14 protein-coding genes are annotated in these 15,826 nt (G+C 43.7%); 3 read left to right on the top strand and 11 right to left on the bottom strand.

Annotated elements, in window-relative coordinates; all coding sequences use genetic code 11:
* Positions 1-188: 188 nt before the first annotated feature.
* The 10 genes from IEV61_RS01735 to IEV61_RS01690 form a co-directional block, all read right to left on the bottom strand.
* Positions 189-1,802: a PAS domain-containing sensor histidine kinase gene (locus IEV61_RS01735; protein ID WP_188413214.1), complete on the bottom strand. Its 1,614-nt coding sequence runs from the start codon at positions 1,800-1,802 to the stop codon at positions 189-191.
* Between the two features lie 13 nt (positions 1,803-1,815).
* A complete protein-coding gene (locus IEV61_RS01730; RefSeq protein ID WP_188413212.1) occupies positions 1,816-4,713 on the bottom strand; it encodes a CheR family methyltransferase in 2,898 nt (965 codons plus the stop codon).
* Between the two features lie 458 nt (positions 4,714-5,171).
* Positions 5,172-6,890, bottom strand: coding sequence for an ATP-binding protein (locus IEV61_RS01725; protein WP_188413211.1), 1,719 nt, complete (start codon positions 6,888-6,890; stop codon positions 5,172-5,174).
* Positions 6,891-6,902: 12 nt separating this feature from the next.
* Positions 6,903-7,217 carry a circadian clock KaiB family protein gene (locus tag IEV61_RS01720; protein ID WP_188413209.1) on the bottom strand — a complete coding sequence of 105 codons (315 nt, stop codon included), beginning with the start codon at positions 7,215-7,217 and terminating at the stop codon, positions 6,903-6,905.
* Between the two features lie 33 nt (positions 7,218-7,250).
* Positions 7,251-7,520, bottom strand: coding sequence for a circadian clock KaiB family protein (locus IEV61_RS01715; protein WP_188413207.1), 270 nt, complete (start codon positions 7,518-7,520; stop codon positions 7,251-7,253).
* Between the two features lie 35 nt (positions 7,521-7,555).
* Positions 7,556-9,253, bottom strand: coding sequence for a circadian clock protein KaiC (kaiC, locus tag IEV61_RS01710; RefSeq protein WP_229747001.1), 1,698 nt, complete (start codon positions 9,251-9,253; stop codon positions 7,556-7,558).
* A 278-nt stretch (positions 9,254-9,531) separates the two neighbouring features.
* Positions 9,532-10,185, bottom strand: coding sequence for a hypothetical protein (locus IEV61_RS01705; RefSeq protein WP_188413205.1), 654 nt, complete (start codon positions 10,183-10,185; stop codon positions 9,532-9,534).
* Positions 10,185-11,015 carry an ABC transporter permease gene (locus IEV61_RS01700; protein ID WP_188413203.1) on the bottom strand — a complete coding sequence of 277 codons (831 nt, stop codon included), beginning with the start codon at positions 11,013-11,015 and terminating at the stop codon, positions 10,185-10,187. The genes IEV61_RS01705 and IEV61_RS01700 overlap by 1 nt, the downstream gene beginning before the upstream one ends.
* Positions 11,012-11,866 (bottom strand): ABC transporter ATP-binding protein, encoded by an 855-nt coding sequence (locus IEV61_RS01695; RefSeq protein WP_188413201.1) that lies wholly within the window; start codon positions 11,864-11,866, stop codon positions 11,012-11,014. Before IEV61_RS01695 ends, IEV61_RS01700 begins: the two co-directional genes overlap by 4 nt.
* Positions 11,850-12,410 carry a hypothetical protein gene (locus tag IEV61_RS01690; protein WP_188413200.1) on the bottom strand — a complete coding sequence of 187 codons (561 nt, stop codon included), beginning with the start codon at positions 12,408-12,410 and terminating at the stop codon, positions 11,850-11,852. The genes IEV61_RS01695 and IEV61_RS01690 overlap by 17 nt, the downstream gene beginning before the upstream one ends.
* A 228-nt stretch (positions 12,411-12,638) precedes the next feature.
* Between IEV61_RS01690 and IEV61_RS01685 the strand changes: the two genes are divergently transcribed.
* Positions 12,639-13,334: a sulfite oxidase-like oxidoreductase gene (locus IEV61_RS01685; RefSeq protein WP_188413198.1), complete on the top strand. Its 696-nt coding sequence runs from the start codon at positions 12,639-12,641 to the stop codon at positions 13,332-13,334.
* Between the two features lie 99 nt (positions 13,335-13,433).
* Here the strand turns inward: IEV61_RS01685 and IEV61_RS01680 are convergent, their stop codons facing one another.
* Positions 13,434-13,991: a hypothetical protein gene (locus IEV61_RS01680; protein WP_188413196.1), complete on the bottom strand. Its 558-nt coding sequence runs from the start codon at positions 13,989-13,991 to the stop codon at positions 13,434-13,436.
* A 126-nt stretch (positions 13,992-14,117) separates the two neighbouring features.
* Here IEV61_RS01680 and IEV61_RS01675 point away from each other — a divergent pair, with 126 nt between their 5' ends.
* Together IEV61_RS01675 and IEV61_RS01670 are read left to right on the top strand one after the other, a co-directional pair.
* The gene (locus IEV61_RS01675; protein WP_188413193.1) at positions 14,118-15,419 is read left to right on the top strand and encodes an MFS transporter; all 1,302 of its coding nucleotides are present in this window, start codon (positions 14,118-14,120) and stop codon (positions 15,417-15,419) included.
* A gap of 67 nt (positions 15,420-15,486) precedes the next feature.
* Positions 15,487-15,735: a hypothetical protein gene (locus IEV61_RS01670; RefSeq protein WP_188413191.1), complete on the top strand. Its 249-nt coding sequence runs from the start codon at positions 15,487-15,489 to the stop codon at positions 15,733-15,735.
* Positions 15,736-15,826: the final 91 nt, after the last annotated feature.

The following is a 15,826-nucleotide window of genomic DNA, read 5'->3' as shown; positions in this document are numbered from 1 at the left end:
TGGTATGGTAGCGTAATAGCGCATATTAAGTATGAGAGTGCAAGTTATATTAATGGTTTAAAATATTTCTTTTAAACAATATTCATCTTTTTCAAATTGTTGTTTAATCACATTAAATGTGATTAAATCCTCCGGCCTATGCGCCAACAGCAATGATTCTTTTTAATTCACTCATTTACGCTATCGTTTCAAATACTTACCGGGTTGTTTAGTTTTATAATGATGCTGGTACCCCGCCCCGGTGCCGATTTAATGGTTAAATTGCCGTTATATAAACTCAGCCTGTTTCTAATACTGCTTATACCTGCGCCTTTGGGCACAGTATCTAAAGCTTTAACGTCAAAACCCCGGCCATTGTCTTTAACGATGATATCTATACCTGAGTTTTGAAAAAGTTCTACGCTGATGAGGCTGGCCTCGGCATGTTTCATGCAGTTATTTATAAGCTCCTGTACAATGCGGAAAATGCAGATCTCGAGTAAGATGTCTAAACGGTTATTAAAGCCGGTTATCTTGGTTTTAATGTGTAGCTGTGGGGTAGACAGCCTTTTTGCCAGTTCGTTTACGGTAACACGCAGGCCAAAATCTGTTAATACAGATGGTGCCAGCTCAAACGATATATTGCGCGTTTCTTGAATGGCTATATTTAATAGTTGGTTTATACGCTGGTAGGCTTCGGGGGGTGTTTGTGGTGTGTTTAGCTGGTTCAACTGTATTTTTATGCCGTATAGCAACTGACTCACACTATCGTGCAGGGCTTCGCTTATGCGTTTGCGTTCGTTCTCTTCGGCATAAAGGGTTGCCGTGGTTACGTGCTGCTGATGCTTTATTTTCAATAGCTCGGCTTCTTGCTCGCGTTGCTTTTTCTCCGTAACATCGGTCATGATACCGGTAATACACTTGCTCATATCGGGCTTTACAACCTGGTGCCCGCGCAGGGCAGCATAGCATACCCTGGTATTTGAACCTGCAAAACGGCAAACAAGATCTATTTCGCTTTGGGCGTTAATGGCCGTTCTGAAAAGCTGGTCAACCATGGCCTGGTCTTCGGGGTGTATAAGTTTTATAAATGAATAGTAGTTGCCATCAAACCCGGCTTGCTTTATATTACACAGCCGGAGGTTTGTCTTGTCGAGGTACATTTGCATGGTATCTATATTAAGTTCCCACACGCCCGATGATGATGCATTGAGCGACAGCTCTAACCGCTCTTTGGTTTCGGCCAATACCTGCTCAGACCGTATACTTTCGGTAATATCAATTACCGCTACGTAGTATTGCAGCTTGAGGTTAAAAGAGGTATTAATGGTAATACCCTCCATTTGTGCATAAAACTCGCGCCCGCCGACCGATAAAATTTTGAGCTGGCAGCTTTGCTTAACCGGCGAGGTGAGCAGCCGCTTATGAAACTGCTCATATATGTCAGCATAATCGGGTGCTATAAAATGCTTTAAGCGCTTTTGTTTAATACTGCCCCTGCCGGCATCTATAAGATTTAAGCCGGCCGTGTTTACCTCTTCAATATAACCGTTCTTATCTAAAATAAAATAACCAATGGGGGCCAGGTCATAAATGCCCGAAAACTTCATTTGCTGCATTTCCAACTCCTCGTTGGCTATGCGCAATTCGTCGTTCTGCATTTCCAGCTCAATCTGGTGCACCTGCAGCTCCTGAAAAAGTGTATTTACATCTTTTTCGCCATAGGGCTGGCCATTGTAATTGCCGCTATCAATAACACCTTCGGCATTAGCGCGTAATTGTGAAAATGCAGATTCATCGGTAATGGTTTTTTTCTTTTTCAAAGCCGGGTGGTAATTACTGCTGTTTTATAGTGACCAAAATAAGTTGCCTTTCGTTTACATTTTCTTCGCCAATATGCTCTGCCGTAATTTGGTAATTAACACCCCTGTTGTTTACTATAACAGGCGGAGTGTTTTTACCGGCGCTCCACTGCTCAAGCACGGCAGGCAGTAAGGCGTCTTTCCATGTATTTTCTGCGAACTGTATAAAGTTAAGCTGGCCCTCGGTATAATCGTTTATATGAAAAGCTTGCTCAAAGCTGTGGTTCACGTTCAAAATATCCAGTTTCCAGTTAAGTATTACTGTAGGCTGATCTGTTTTATTGATCATGCCGGTGGTGTACTTTTTAAGCGCCTTTAACTCGTATTCCATTTCTTTATAGCTGGTAATGAGCGTGAAGGTAAGCACAGCCCCCGATATAAAATTATCTAAGGTGCGGTAAGGCATAATACGTACGCGGTACCAATCATTAGCCTTGGTTTTTATTTCAATTTCTTTAATGAGTAAGCGATCAATTACTTCGAGTATATTGCTTTCTAACACGTCATAATCAAAGTTAGATACCACATGCGAAAGCGAACGGCCCACATCAATAGGAATGATGTTGAACAATTTGCTTATTTGCGGGGTGTATCGTAGTATTTCAAGATCGTTGTTTAAAAATATGGTGCCTATCTCGGTACTGTCGAGCAGGTTCTTCATATCGTTGTTTAAACGGGTAAGCTCTTCGGCTTTCGATTGGTATTGCATGTTAACGGTCATCAATTCCTCGTTAAGCGATTGCATTTCCTCTTTCGTAGTTAACGATTCTTCGTTAGTGCTTTGCAGTTCCTCGTTAGTGCTTTGCAATTCCTCGTTGGTAGATTTTAGTTCTTCTAACGAGGTTTCCATTTGTTCTATGGTGCTATGCAATTGCTGTTTGGTATAAAAGAGTTCTTTTTCCAGGTCGCCCACCGCTTTATCAGGCAAGCTGTTTTCGCTGTCGGTACGGCGGCTGGCTTTTTTTACCATACCCATATCTTCAAATGCAATAAGCATTAAACTGCTCAGAGCCGATTCGTTCATGAGGGCAGCCTGCAAATTAACCAGCCGGGTTTGGCTGCCATCCTTAATTTTTATATTGTTAACTTTTATGGGCGTTTTTTGCGTTCGGGCCTGGTGTATAATGTTGCCTAATACATATTTAAGCTCTTCGCGTGCCATTTTGTGCACGTTCATTACGGCCTCGCCGCTGGGCAGCTCAAGGTAGCGGCCGGTTTTGCCGTTGGTAAATAAAATATCGCCTTTATCGTTAATTAATACCGATGCCGGGGTGTAATACTCTAATAGTATTTTGTTATAGGCTTCTACAATGGGGAGTTTAGGCATTGATTTTTCATTGTCTTCGATACGCAAAATGGAGGTTGGCTGGCGGGCAACATGAAAAGGAAAATCTATCATTTTGTTGATAGCCGGTTTACCTTCTTTGGCCTCAAATATTTTCCACTTAGGCTCTACCGATACAAACATATCGGTAAAGCCTCCAATGGTTTCGGCAGGGCCCAAAAACATGAGCCCCTTATTGCGCAGCGCATAATGAAATACCGGGATGATCTTTTTTTGCAGCTCGGTGGTCAAATAGATCATTACGTTGCGGCAGCAAAGCAAGTCGAGCTTGGTAAAGGGAGCATCTTTAATTAAGTTGTGCTGCGCAAATACGATCATTTCGCGTAGGTCTTTCTTAATGGTATAAGAGGCATCGGTATAGGTAAAGAAACGCTCTAAGCGTTCGGGCGTTACATCGGCCACAATATTGCTATGGTATACACCGGTGCGTGCATGCTCAATGGCATCGGCATCAAGATCGGTGGCAAATATTTGCACTTTAGGCAGCTTTTTTTGTGGCCAGGAATCCAGGATCTCAATAATGACCATGGCTACCGAGTAAGCTTCCTCGCCGGTAGAGCAACCGGCTATCCATACCCTAATGGGTTCCGAATTTTCTTTATTGCGTATAAGGCCGCCCAGCTTTATCTTTAAAGCATCGTGAGCTGCAGAATCGCGGAAAAACTTGGTTACACCTATCAGCAGTTCGTTAAACAGCACATCAATTTCCTGCGGATTTTCGCGCAGGTAGTTTACGTACTGCACATAGTCGGGCAGCTGGTGGTAGGCCACGCGGCGGTCTATCCGGCGTAGAATGGTGCTCTTTTTATACAGCGAAAAATCGTGACCGGTGTGCGAGCGCAGCAGCATCAGTATTTTTTGTACCGAGTGCGCATTCCTGATCTCGGAGCGGGCCTGATCTGAAGGGTCTTCGGTTAGTACCGGGTGGTTAAGGTATTGGATGAGTTTGATGGGCATTTCCTCAGGGGCCAGCACATAATCGGCCAGGTTGGTGTCAATAGCGGCCAGTGGCATGCTGTTGTATTGGGCAGTTTCGGGGTCTTGCACCATCACCATGCCCAGCTTTTCTTTGATCATTCGTACGCCCGTTTCGCCATCAGAGCCCATGCCCGAAAATATGATGCCTACGGCCTTGTTCCATTGGTCGTCGGCCAGGCTTTGCAAAAAGTAGTCAATAGGCTGGCGGTAGCCGTGGGGCTTGGTAATGTTTAACAGCAACAGTTTGCGGTTATGAATGCCAATATCCTTATTAGGCGGAATGATGTAAATATGGTTTGGCTCTATTTGTACCCCATCTAATGCTTCATGTACGGGCATGGAGGTAAAATTCCTGATCAGTTCGGCAATTTGGCCCTTGTGGTTAGGGTCGAGGTGCATTACAATAACAAAGGCCATCCCGCTATCTGACGGCATGTGTGTGAAAAACTTCTCGAATGCCGCAAATGCACCTGCTGAGCCGCCTAAACACACTACCGGAAACGAACGGCTCTTTTGAAGCTTCGCACTGTCATTGCTTCTTTTACTCATAGGTAAGTACAAAAATATGTATGCTATATCCTGTTGTTGCAACTCCAGGGACAGCTATAAATAAAATGAAAAATTATAATGGTATAAGTATAATCTTAAAATATGGGATAAGGAAAAAGCAGCATGAGATTTAAACCTGTTTCCCCGGATAAAGATTAACGGTATTGGCTTGTGATTAGCTTTGATGAAAGCATCATCAAAGATAGGTTTATTAACCGGGTATAAAACCCGGCCCCGGCAGTTTTTTATAAAGGGATGACGAGTACCCTTCCGCCCACCATTTTTTCTGATAGAATTTTTGATTTCGGACACCGATGGCTCAAGCCCCGGCAAGTTTTAAAACCCGTAATTTTAGACAGTTTTTGCCGAAATAGAAAGGCTGATTATCCGCGTGTAATTAAATGAAGAAAAATGGAGGTTTTTTGAGGAATATTGTATTTATTCCTACTTTTTTGAACCTAATTGAGCGGTAATGTGAACCAAAATGTACTGCCCTGGCCTAAATGGCTATCGGCACCAATGTCGCCGTTATGCCTTTTTACTATCTCGGCACAAATGTATAAACCCAAACCTAAGCCCGAATATTGCTTGCCGCTGCTGTCTACCCGGTAGTATCTATCGAACAAATAGGGTAGCTTTTCGGGCGGTATACCCTGGCCCTTATCGGTAATGGAGATTTTGGCAAAATTGCCCTCACGAGCTATATTGACCAGTATTTCCTGCGAATTGGGAGCGTATTTTATGGCATTATTGACTAGGTTGGTAATTACCTGCTCAATTTTGTCGGCATCTATATTGGCCTGCAGTTCCATATCGCCGCTGGTGGTGAGGTAGTGGGTATGGCCTGTAAGCACATGGTTGCAACAGTCTTGCAACAGCCCCGACAGCGTAGTAGGGGTTTTGATGAGGTGCAGCTGGCCATCGGTCATTTTGGTGGCATTCAGCAGATCTTCTATAAGCACGCTTACCCGGTTAAGGCTCTTGTTAGCCTGATCTATAAGCTTGGGTAACATAACGTTAGATGGGTTATCCTTCATGCGGCTAAGCAATTGCAACGAAGCCTGCAAGGTGGTAACCGGTGTGCGCAGTTCGTGGCTGGCCACGCTTATAAACTCATCTTTATGCTGTATACTTTTGCGGCGTTGGGTTACATCCATAAAGGTACCTATACCTCCTGTAACCTCGCCATGCTCATCAAGCAGTGGCGCCGCGTTTATAGAGATATAAAAACGCTCATCATCAGGAGGTTGTACGGATATTTCCTGGTCAAACAAGGGTTTGCGCGTAGCCATCATTACCGACATAGGATGCTCATGCGATGGCAGGGGTGTACCGTCTATACGCAGGTTTTCCCATTGCGGGTCATCGTAAGTGCGCTCGAGTATTGTGCTTTGCTTGAGGCCTAATATCTTCTGTGCCATGGGGTTAGCATAAATTAATTTACCCTTTGCATCTACAATACCCACACCTTCGGCCATGGTTTCGAGTACACGGGTAAGGCGTTCCTGGTTATGGCGCAGCTCTTCTTCAACCCTTGTTTTTTCCTCAATGTTGATCTGTAACTCATGGGTGCGCTCCTTAACCGTAACTTCAAGATTGGCATTAAGGTGCTGGGCTATTTTTTGCGCTTCCTCTAACTGAGCATTTTTATGCTCCAGCAGCTTTTGTGTCTCTTTTTGTTCGGTTAAATCGGTAAGGATAACGCTCATAGACAAGCCTTCATCCAAATTTAGGGTTTTTAACGAAAGCAATACAGGAACCTCTACATCGTCACTCGCTAATATATGGAGTTCGCCTTTTACATTGCTCGTCCAAGCTCTGGCTATGTATTCGGCGCAGGTTTCCTGGCAATCTTCGGTAATGAATTTGTAAATGGATTTGCCGGTAACTTTCTCTAACGGGGTGTTTACCAGCGTTGCAAACTGCGAGTTACAATACAGGATATAGCCATCCTCATTAAGCGTTACGGCCCCCTCGCTCATTTGCTCTATGAAAATACGGTAGGTATGATCGGCGCTTTTTAGCGTGAACAGTTGCAGGCCGTCATTAGCCTTCACTACTAAAGCATCAATTTCGCCCGAGCGTATGGCCTCTATGGTATCGGTAGCTTCTTCAAGCTGTATACGCATTTCGTTAAGCTCGGTAAGAAGTTCCTGGTATGATCTTGTATTTTCCACCTGAACAATTAATTACGATAAACCAAGTCCGCGTAAAACCTTTGCCGTGTCTGACATGTCGCCAACCATGCGCCTCACCGGCGCCGGATACTTTTTAATGAGCATAGGCACCGCCGTTACGTTATCGCTTTGTACCAGCATAGGCTGCTGGTGCACGTCAATAATTTCGAGTTCAAACCTGTTTTTCAAGTGGGTATCTAATATAATCTGCAGGTTATTAATGGCGCGTACAGATACAGGAGATGTGCCGGTTACAAATAATCTGAGCTGGTAAACCGAATCATCATCCTTGCCCCAATCCACGGGCAGGTCTCCGTCCTTAATCATTATACTGCATATAAAATTGCTTCTGTCTAAAATTTATTTCGGACGTATATCTAATCCCACTAAAACCTTTTCTTCATTTGAAAGGTCGCCTATTATTTTACGTACAGGCTCAGGTACTTTCTTCACCAAAGTTGGTATGGCCAGTATCTGATCGCCTTCGGCTAATTGAGGGTACATAAGCAAATCAATCACCTCAATAGTGTACTCACCCTTCATGTGCTCTTCACAATATTTTTTCAAATTGCTAAGTGCTGTAACCGATTTGGTGGTCTTACCTGCTACATAAAGCCTCAATTCGTACATTTGTTCCAGTTTAATATTAATTACAGAAGAGTTAATTATATTTCGGGGCTCAAATTACTATTGTTACCCCGGCGCATATCCGTTGTTCTTTGACGGGTTTGCTCCATAATTTCCTTTTTCAAGTCTTCTTCTATATACATTTTGTTCAATTCTTCTTCCGTTGATTCGAACTCCGTTTTAAGACTTTCAATTTTTGACTCCAGCACCTTGCGCTTGCGCAGCAGTTCGCGGTCTTTACGGCCAATGGCGTGCGTATGTAATACCTGCCCGGTTTCTTCGAGCAGTATGTGCGCCTCGCGTGCCGAACCTATCAGTACGCCATCGGGACCCAGATATACGTCTACAAGGTCAAGCCCTTTATCGGTGATAATAAATTCGCGAACCTGGTTAGAGTGATGCATACCGCGCGATTTCATGATGTATAAACCCCGGTTGCGCTCGCCGTTCAATTCAATATCTTTAATCAACAACCAGGCGTCAACCAATGATGATACGCCTTCGTCGGTTTGCTCGTTAACTACCGTATTTAAAGTTAAAGCAGTAAACATAACAGTTATTTGCTCTTCCTGCAAAAAGTCTATTAAACGTACCAGCATAGCTTTTACTTCGCTAACGGTACCTACGGTGATCAAATTGGTGATAGGGTCGAGTACGATTGATGATGGCTTAAACTTACGGATAGCTTTATGTATGGCTACCAGGTGCATTTCTAAGCCGTATAAGGTAGGGCGGGATGAATAGAATTGCAGCAGGCCATTATCCATGTGCGTTTTTAGATCCATGCCTATAGAGTGCATATTACGGATGATTTGCTGAGGAGATTCTTCAAAAGCAAAGAAAAGGCACTTCTCACCACGGTTACATGTTTCGTAGGCAAAGCTGGCTGCAATACTGGTTTTACCTGTACCTGCCGTACCCGATACCAAAATGCTGCTGCCACGAAAAAAACCCTTTTTGCTCAGCATGTCATCTAACGCTTCAATGCCCGAAGAGGTACTCTCCGAGGAAACTGGTTTGTTAAGTTTCAACGAGGTAACGGGCAAAACTGAAATGCCTTCTTCGTCAATTAAGAAAGGGTATTCATTGGTGCCATGTACCGAGCCCCGGTATTTTACAACACGTAGCCTGCGGGTAGATATTTGGTTGATAATGCGATGGTCTAACAAGATAACGCAGTCAGATACATATTCTTCCAACCCTTGGCGTGTAAGCGAGCTTTCGCCTCGTTCGCCGGTTATAATAGCGGTAACGCCTTTATCTTTCAACCATTGGAACAAGCGGCGCAATTCGGCACGTAAAATGGTTTGATTATTTAATCCCGAAAATAGATTTTCAATAGTATCTAACACCACACGTTTGGCACCAATACTATCTATAGCATAGTTCAAACGTATAAAAAGCCCCTCAAGATCGTATTCGCCGGTTTCCTCAATTTCGCTCCGGTCAATATGAATGTAATCTATCCTGATCTTTTTTTCTGCCTGTAAAGTGTTAATATCAAAGCCTAAAGAAGCTACATTAACAGCCAGTTCTTCAGCTTTTTCTTCGAAAGCTATAAATACGCCGGGCTCATTATATTCCTGTGCGCCACGTATAATAAATTCTAACGAAAAAAGAGTTTTGCCACAGCCGGCACTGCCGCAAATTAAGGTTGGCCTGCCGGTGGGCAAACCTCCCAAAGTTATTTGATCGAGGCCGTTTATACCGGTGGGGGTTTTTTGTAATGTGTTCAAGCGGGTATAAGAGTTTAAATGCGAAATTAGGAAGCTGACTTTTGCGTTCTAAAAGCATAGAACTTTATAAACCTACACTATTTTTTCCTTAGATACTGCTGTGTAAACAAATATAGAGTAAACGTTGCATTAATTAAACAATTTGTTAAATAGGAGTAATTAAGGTAAAAATAATTAACCTAAACAATATTTTGAATTGTAATAGTATGGCAAATTTAATTATAATTTTATTGACGGCAGAGCATCGCATCTCTGTTATTTAAATTGAATAATTTCAGTTATCCTATTTTGATAGTATAGTTTTCGAAGCGCATTTTTATTTTGCCGGTTTTGGTTTCCATACCACGCATTTTTTTGCGGTCTATTTTGGTGTCTTTACCCATAAAGTTGAGCGGAATTTTAAGTCGCTCTATAGCAAATGTGGCTTCTACATAGGTAGGTAATACGCTATTGCCCGGCGCATACTGCATTAAAAGGTTATAGGTTCCGTTTTTGCGGGTGTTAACTTCAGATTCTGCTATACGGCCTGCACGCGTATCCATGTAGAGGGTGGCCAGGGCCAGGTCCGACCGGTTATCGGTAGGTATAACGTTGATCACTTTGAGCACCTTTCCGTGCCGAGTTTCGGTGCCGCGGTCTACGGTGATAAAGGGATATTTGAAAATTTCGTTCAATGAAAAATCGAGCCCGCGCCTGGGCAGCATCACAAAATCGCTGGATGAAAACTCCATTTTTTTTCCTTTGGCGTATTTGATCTTAGCGGTTTTGGTGGGCATTTTAATGAAAGGGACATCAAGATCTAAGATCACGTTGGCCGTAAATTGCTGTACCGAATCCATGCGCTGCTTGATGCGCAGCAGGTCGGCATCAATTTTTTGGGCGTTGGCAAGGGTGCCGGTAAAGATGAAAAGTAGGATGAAAGCATACCTCATTATCCGATATCTTTTTTGTTGAAGAAGTAAGTGCCCGTAGTTGAAAAAATAAGGCAGTAAATAATTAGTATAGCGTTGTTTATGCCAATGGCGAGCCAGTTGGTTTCAAAATAGAACAACTGTTGCCAGGTATCAATTAATTTTGGGAAAAAGTAGTTGTTGAGCGCAGGTACGCCTAAATCTACTTTTAAAAGCAGGTTGGTGATGATAAGGAACAATGCCGCAGCTATCCAAGTTTTAGCCGAATCTTTAACAAAAATAGCCAGCGTTACGCTTACTACACTATAAAAAACCATAGCTACTGTTCCTGAAGCAAAAGCCCAGCATATGCGATGAAATGCATCTGTCGATTTGAAGAAATTTAAGGTGTTGATGTAGACTACCAGGTCGCCCTTCCCAAAAATAGAATAAGCCATCACAAATGTGCTCAACATCATTAAAGCGATAATGGTAACGGTGAACAGAACTGCCATAATATACTTGGACAGGATAAATTTCCATTTTTTTACGGCCTGAAGCATTACAGTTTGCAGCGTGCCATCCTTATACTCATCCGTTACCAAGCCCGATGTTACGATCATGAGGATAAGCGGCACATTAAACCATAAGGAGTTAAGAACAATGTACATGATAAGGTTGCCGTTGAGCAGTGTACCTTCGAAGTAGAAAGACTGCTTGAGGTTATCTAACAACAGATCTAAAATAGTACTGCCCTGGTAGTAAGCCGTGATGAAAATTAGCAGTTCTATGACCAGTATGGCCATTAAAGCATAGTAGGTTTTACTTTGCTTAACCAATTTGAGCATTTCGGCATAAAGTAGCGATCTCATACTGCCGGTGTTTTGATGAGTTCTTCGAGGGTTAACTCAGGAGTGCAGGCGGTTACTTTAATGCCCTCGTTTAACAAGTTTTGCAGTAATGCCGGAATATCTTTAGCATCGCAAGTTACCTTAGCATCGTTAATGCCGTACTTTACCTCGTAGTTTTGCAGGGTTTTAGCTGTAGCCAATTGGTTGGCCGTAATACTAAACGTACGGATGTGCCGGCTAATGAGCTGATTTGTAATGCCCGAATTTACGATACGCCCCTGATCTATCACATACAAAAAGTGGCAGCACTTGCTTATCTCCGACATTAAGTGTGAGGAGAGCAGGATGGCAATGTTCTCCTTAGCGGCAAGGTTAACAATCAGCTGTACCAGCGATGTTACCCCTATAGGGTCGAGTCCCGAAAAAGGTTCGTCTAACACTAAACATTCGGGGTTATTTAACAGCGCTATAGCAATGCCAAGGCGTTGTTTCATCCCTAACGAGAAGTTACGAACGGGGTCTTTACGGGTGAGTGGCAGGCCGACTTTCACAAGCACCTGGTTGATAGACGCCGCATCGGCGGGGGCACCTTGTATACCGGCAAATATCTTTAAATTATCAAAAGCATTAAGGTAATTGTACAAGCCCGGCCTTTCAATAATACCGCCAATGGGTTTGGGCCTTTGCGAATTAATGATAACCTCTCCCGTATCGGGCTTTACCAACCCGCATAATATTTTGAACAACGTGCTTTTACCGGCACCATTGCGGCCCAGCAATCCGCAAATTTGACCGGGTGCTATGTGGATAGTCACATTATCTAATGCTTTACCGGAAGGGTAGGTTTTGCTCAGGTTACTTCCGGTAAGCATCGTATAGTAGATTGTTGCTCATCTCCCTGAAATTGAATTTAGGCTCGTAATACTTTTCCAAGAACGTGCGCGACCAAAAATATCTTTTGAAGATGAATAATGGGTCGGTCACCATAAAATCGGGCACGAAGTGGTACCACTTAATACCCAGCCTGCGGTAATACTTTGTCACTTCATCGTGCAAACCCAATTCTTTCGCAGCCACTAAAACGGCGTTACGCTGGCAGCGCGAGCCTTGGTACAGCCCTGCTATTTTAGGGGTAAAGCCATTCATGTACAAGGCATCTTTAACCTTTTTATAAGTTTGAAAACGCGACCATCCATCCATAATTACCAAGAAGATGTGGCTAAATGCGAAAAGCACGCACGAAAACCAGAACAGGATAAATATTAAACCATCGTTTGCATAAGCATCCTGAAACTTTGACCAGTAAAAGGCCGATTCTAAAATAAAAAGCAATACCGAGCCATATAGCAAGCTGCCCACGTTCCAAAACGAAACGGCTACGCTGGGTTGCCTGGGTAAAAGATTTGGGTTTAACATAGCGTGATTATCTTTCGGGCTTAAGTAAGCACTTTACAGGTTTAACTTAATATTAACTAAGCGGAAAGCAAATTAGTACTTGCACCGGGTTATTTCAATAGATAAAAACTGAATTTAGTAAAAATTAACTGTAAAAGTGTAGGCTACGCCGCATAGTCGTAGTTAGGCAATAGGTAAACGCCTGTATTTTTAATTAAATGCGTAAATTTATATTTTACACAAATTGCCATGGAAGAATCGGATAAATTGAACCGGATTATTGAGGCCCGCATGAAACTCAAAGCCCGCTTTGAAGAAAAAATGCAACAGACGCCATCTGTTGCCGATGATGCACCCAAAGGCTCAGGTAAGCCCAACCGGCATGGTATGCCCAGTATCCCTATAGGCCAAACGGCTACTGTAAAATGGCCTGTTCTCGATCTCGGCTATCAACCTAATATTCCGCTCGACCGCTGGCGACTGACCATTGATGGCGCCGTAGAGAACCCCGTGCGCTTAACCTGGAAAGAGTTTATGGCCCTGCCGCAAACCAAGGACACCTCTGACTTTCATTGTGTAACCACCTGGTCAAAACTTAACATGCACTGGAAGGGGGTAAGTATGCTTGACCTGGCGGCGCTGGTGCATCCTAAGGAAACGGCTACTCATATCATGTGCTATGGTTACGATACTTACAGCACCAATATATCGCTCGAAGAAGCGCTGAAGCCTGATGTGTTGCTGGTGCATATGTTCGACGGGCAGCCGTTGCCTCATGAACACGGCGGACCTGCACGCATGATCACCCCACAGCTTTATGCCTGGAAAGGCTCCAAATGGATTAAACGCATTGAGTTTTTAACCGAAGATAAACCCGGCTTTTGGGAAGATCGCGGGTATTCAAATACGGCCTATCCGTGGAGGAACGATAGGTATAGTGATTAAGATCTTTGGAGAAAAGACTTAGGGAAGAAGGACTTTCAGAAAAGTTAAGGTGTTCGATAAATCCTTCCTCCTCAGATCTTTCTTCCCTAAGTCCAAAGTTTACTTCTCCAGCCCCACTAACACGGTATAAAATGCGTGGTAGAGTTTGCGCAGTTCGGTGGCATCGGTAATGCCGCGGTTCAGGTTAAATTCCAGGAAAGTTTGATCGCCATCGCTGTCTTCAAGGTGATGGGTGTGGATGCCGAAATCAAAATCTTCGAGCCCGGTAAAAAGAGTTCTGATCTCTGCATCGGCAAAAAGTTCGCGCACCTTTTCGGGTGCATTGGTTTTGATCACCACATGGTCATCCAGCTCGGGGTAACCCATTTTCATATCTTCCAGGCCAAAAAACTTGCCTATGGTATCTAAAAAGTCTTCGTCGTGTATGGCAAATTTAAAATCGCGGTTAACCGATAGGGGAGCAGAAAGCTGGGTAAGTTCCGACCCGCTCTCAAAACCGCCGCCTAAATCGATATCAATATACAATTCGGTTTGCCTGCCATCCTGATCTATGATCACGTTATAATCAAGCAATTCGCCTTCGGCAGCAAGATCTGCCGCAATGGTATCCCAAATTTCCTGTTCGGTAGCACCTGATATTATTTTTTGATCTTCCATAACGTGAGGGTTCAATTTTTGGAAACAACACCTGCCGCGCTATAATGTTTAAGGCATTACAGCTTGTGTAACATAATTACAGTTATGCTTGCCTAAGTAAACCTAAAGCTTAAATTAGAGCGGTATATGATGCAAGGTATTGAATCGGCGCATGCAACAAAAAGGTTGAACCACTTTAAAGCAATTTTAGGCGGCTCGGCAGGCAATTTGGTAGAATGGTACGACTGGTATATTTACTCAGTTTTTGCGTTGTATTTTGCCGGTTCGTTTTTTCCTAAGCAAAATGAAACTGCACAACTGCTTAACACTGCGGGTATTTTTGCCATTGGCTTTTTAATGCGGCCTATTGGCGGCTGGCTCATGGGTGCCTATGCCGACCGCAAAGGCCGTAAGTCGGCGTTAACGCTATCGGTACTTATGATGAGCGGTGGCTCATTACTGATCACCATAGTGCCCGATTATAAGCATATTGGCATTGCTGCGCCTATTGTTTTGGTGCTGGCGCGTATGCTGCAAGGGTTAAGCATTGGCGGTGAATATGGAACTGCAGCCACTTACTTAAGCGAGGTTGCCCCGCCAAACCGTCGCGGGTTTTATTCCAGCTTTCAGTATGTAACCAGCATTATGGGGCAATTGGTAGCGCTTGGTATTTTAATGCTTTTGGAACGATGGCTACTTACCCCTGCACAACTAACTGCATGGGGCTGGCGCATACCGTTTGCTTTGGGTGCCGTGCTGGCCGTATCGGCGCTTTACCTGCGCCGCAGTTTGCCCGAAACAGAATCTTTCAGTAAAGAAACCACCGATGATGAACAACGCGGTACTTTTGCCGAACTTAAAAAGTACAAGCGCGAAACTTTTACCATTGTAGGTTTTACCATAGGTTTAACTGTATCGTTTTACACCCTAACGGCTTACACGCAAAAGTTTTTAGTTAATACCGCAGGTTTCAGCAAGCAGGATTCAACTTTGATTATGACCATTGCCCTGCTCATTTTTATGGTGGCGCAACCCCTTGCCGGTTTACTGGCCGATAGTATTGGCCGTAAGCGCCTCATGGTTATACAGGGTGTGGTAGCCCTGGTTACCACGCTGCCTATTTTAACGCTGCTTGGCCATACCCGGCAGTTGTGGCTGGCCGTGCTGCTGGTTTCCCTGGCACTGTGTATTTTAAGTTTTAATACGGCTATATCGGCCATTATTAAAGCCGAACTATTCCCGGTTAAGATCCGTTCGCTTGGCGTGAGCTTTCCTTACGCTTTTGCAGTGGCACTATTTGGCGGTACGGCCGAATATGTAGCATTGCTGTTTAAAAATGCAGGGCATGCGGGTTTGTTTTTTTGGTACCTTACCTTTTGTATCGGCGTTTCGCTCGTAACCAGCATACGCATGTATCGCCGTAAAACGGCCGATCATATGGATGCGTAAACCAGGTAGCGTCTTGCAAACAAAGCGCCGTGTTTTTGCTTTATAGATTACATTAATTTATATAAACATGGCTTCAGAAAATACAGTTCCCGTGAACGAGGAAGAAAACGAAAAAGACGCAGTGCGCGACGAAAATAATACCGATTTAGGTAACGCCCACGATATTGAAAACAAAGAAGAAGGCGAATTTGAAGCCGTACAACATGCTTACGATGCTTCTACACCTTCTTACGAACTGAACCTTGATGCCGGCATCGAATCTGAAAAACAGAACGAAGAAGGCGAAGAGGATGAAGGATCGAACATTAAGAAATAGATTCGAGAGTACAGAGTCAAGAGTCCAGAAAGCCCCTAAACTTGGTAACAAGCATGGGGGCTTTTTATTTTCTTAAGTCTGGATTCTTGAC

It is taken from the genome of Mucilaginibacter galii (genome assembly GCF_014635825.1).
Lineage (GTDB): Bacteria > Bacteroidota > Bacteroidia > Sphingobacteriales > Sphingobacteriaceae > Mucilaginibacter > Mucilaginibacter galii.
The sequence above is the reverse complement of the archived record's forward strand: the minus strand, read 5'-3'. Positions and strand labels throughout refer to the sequence as shown.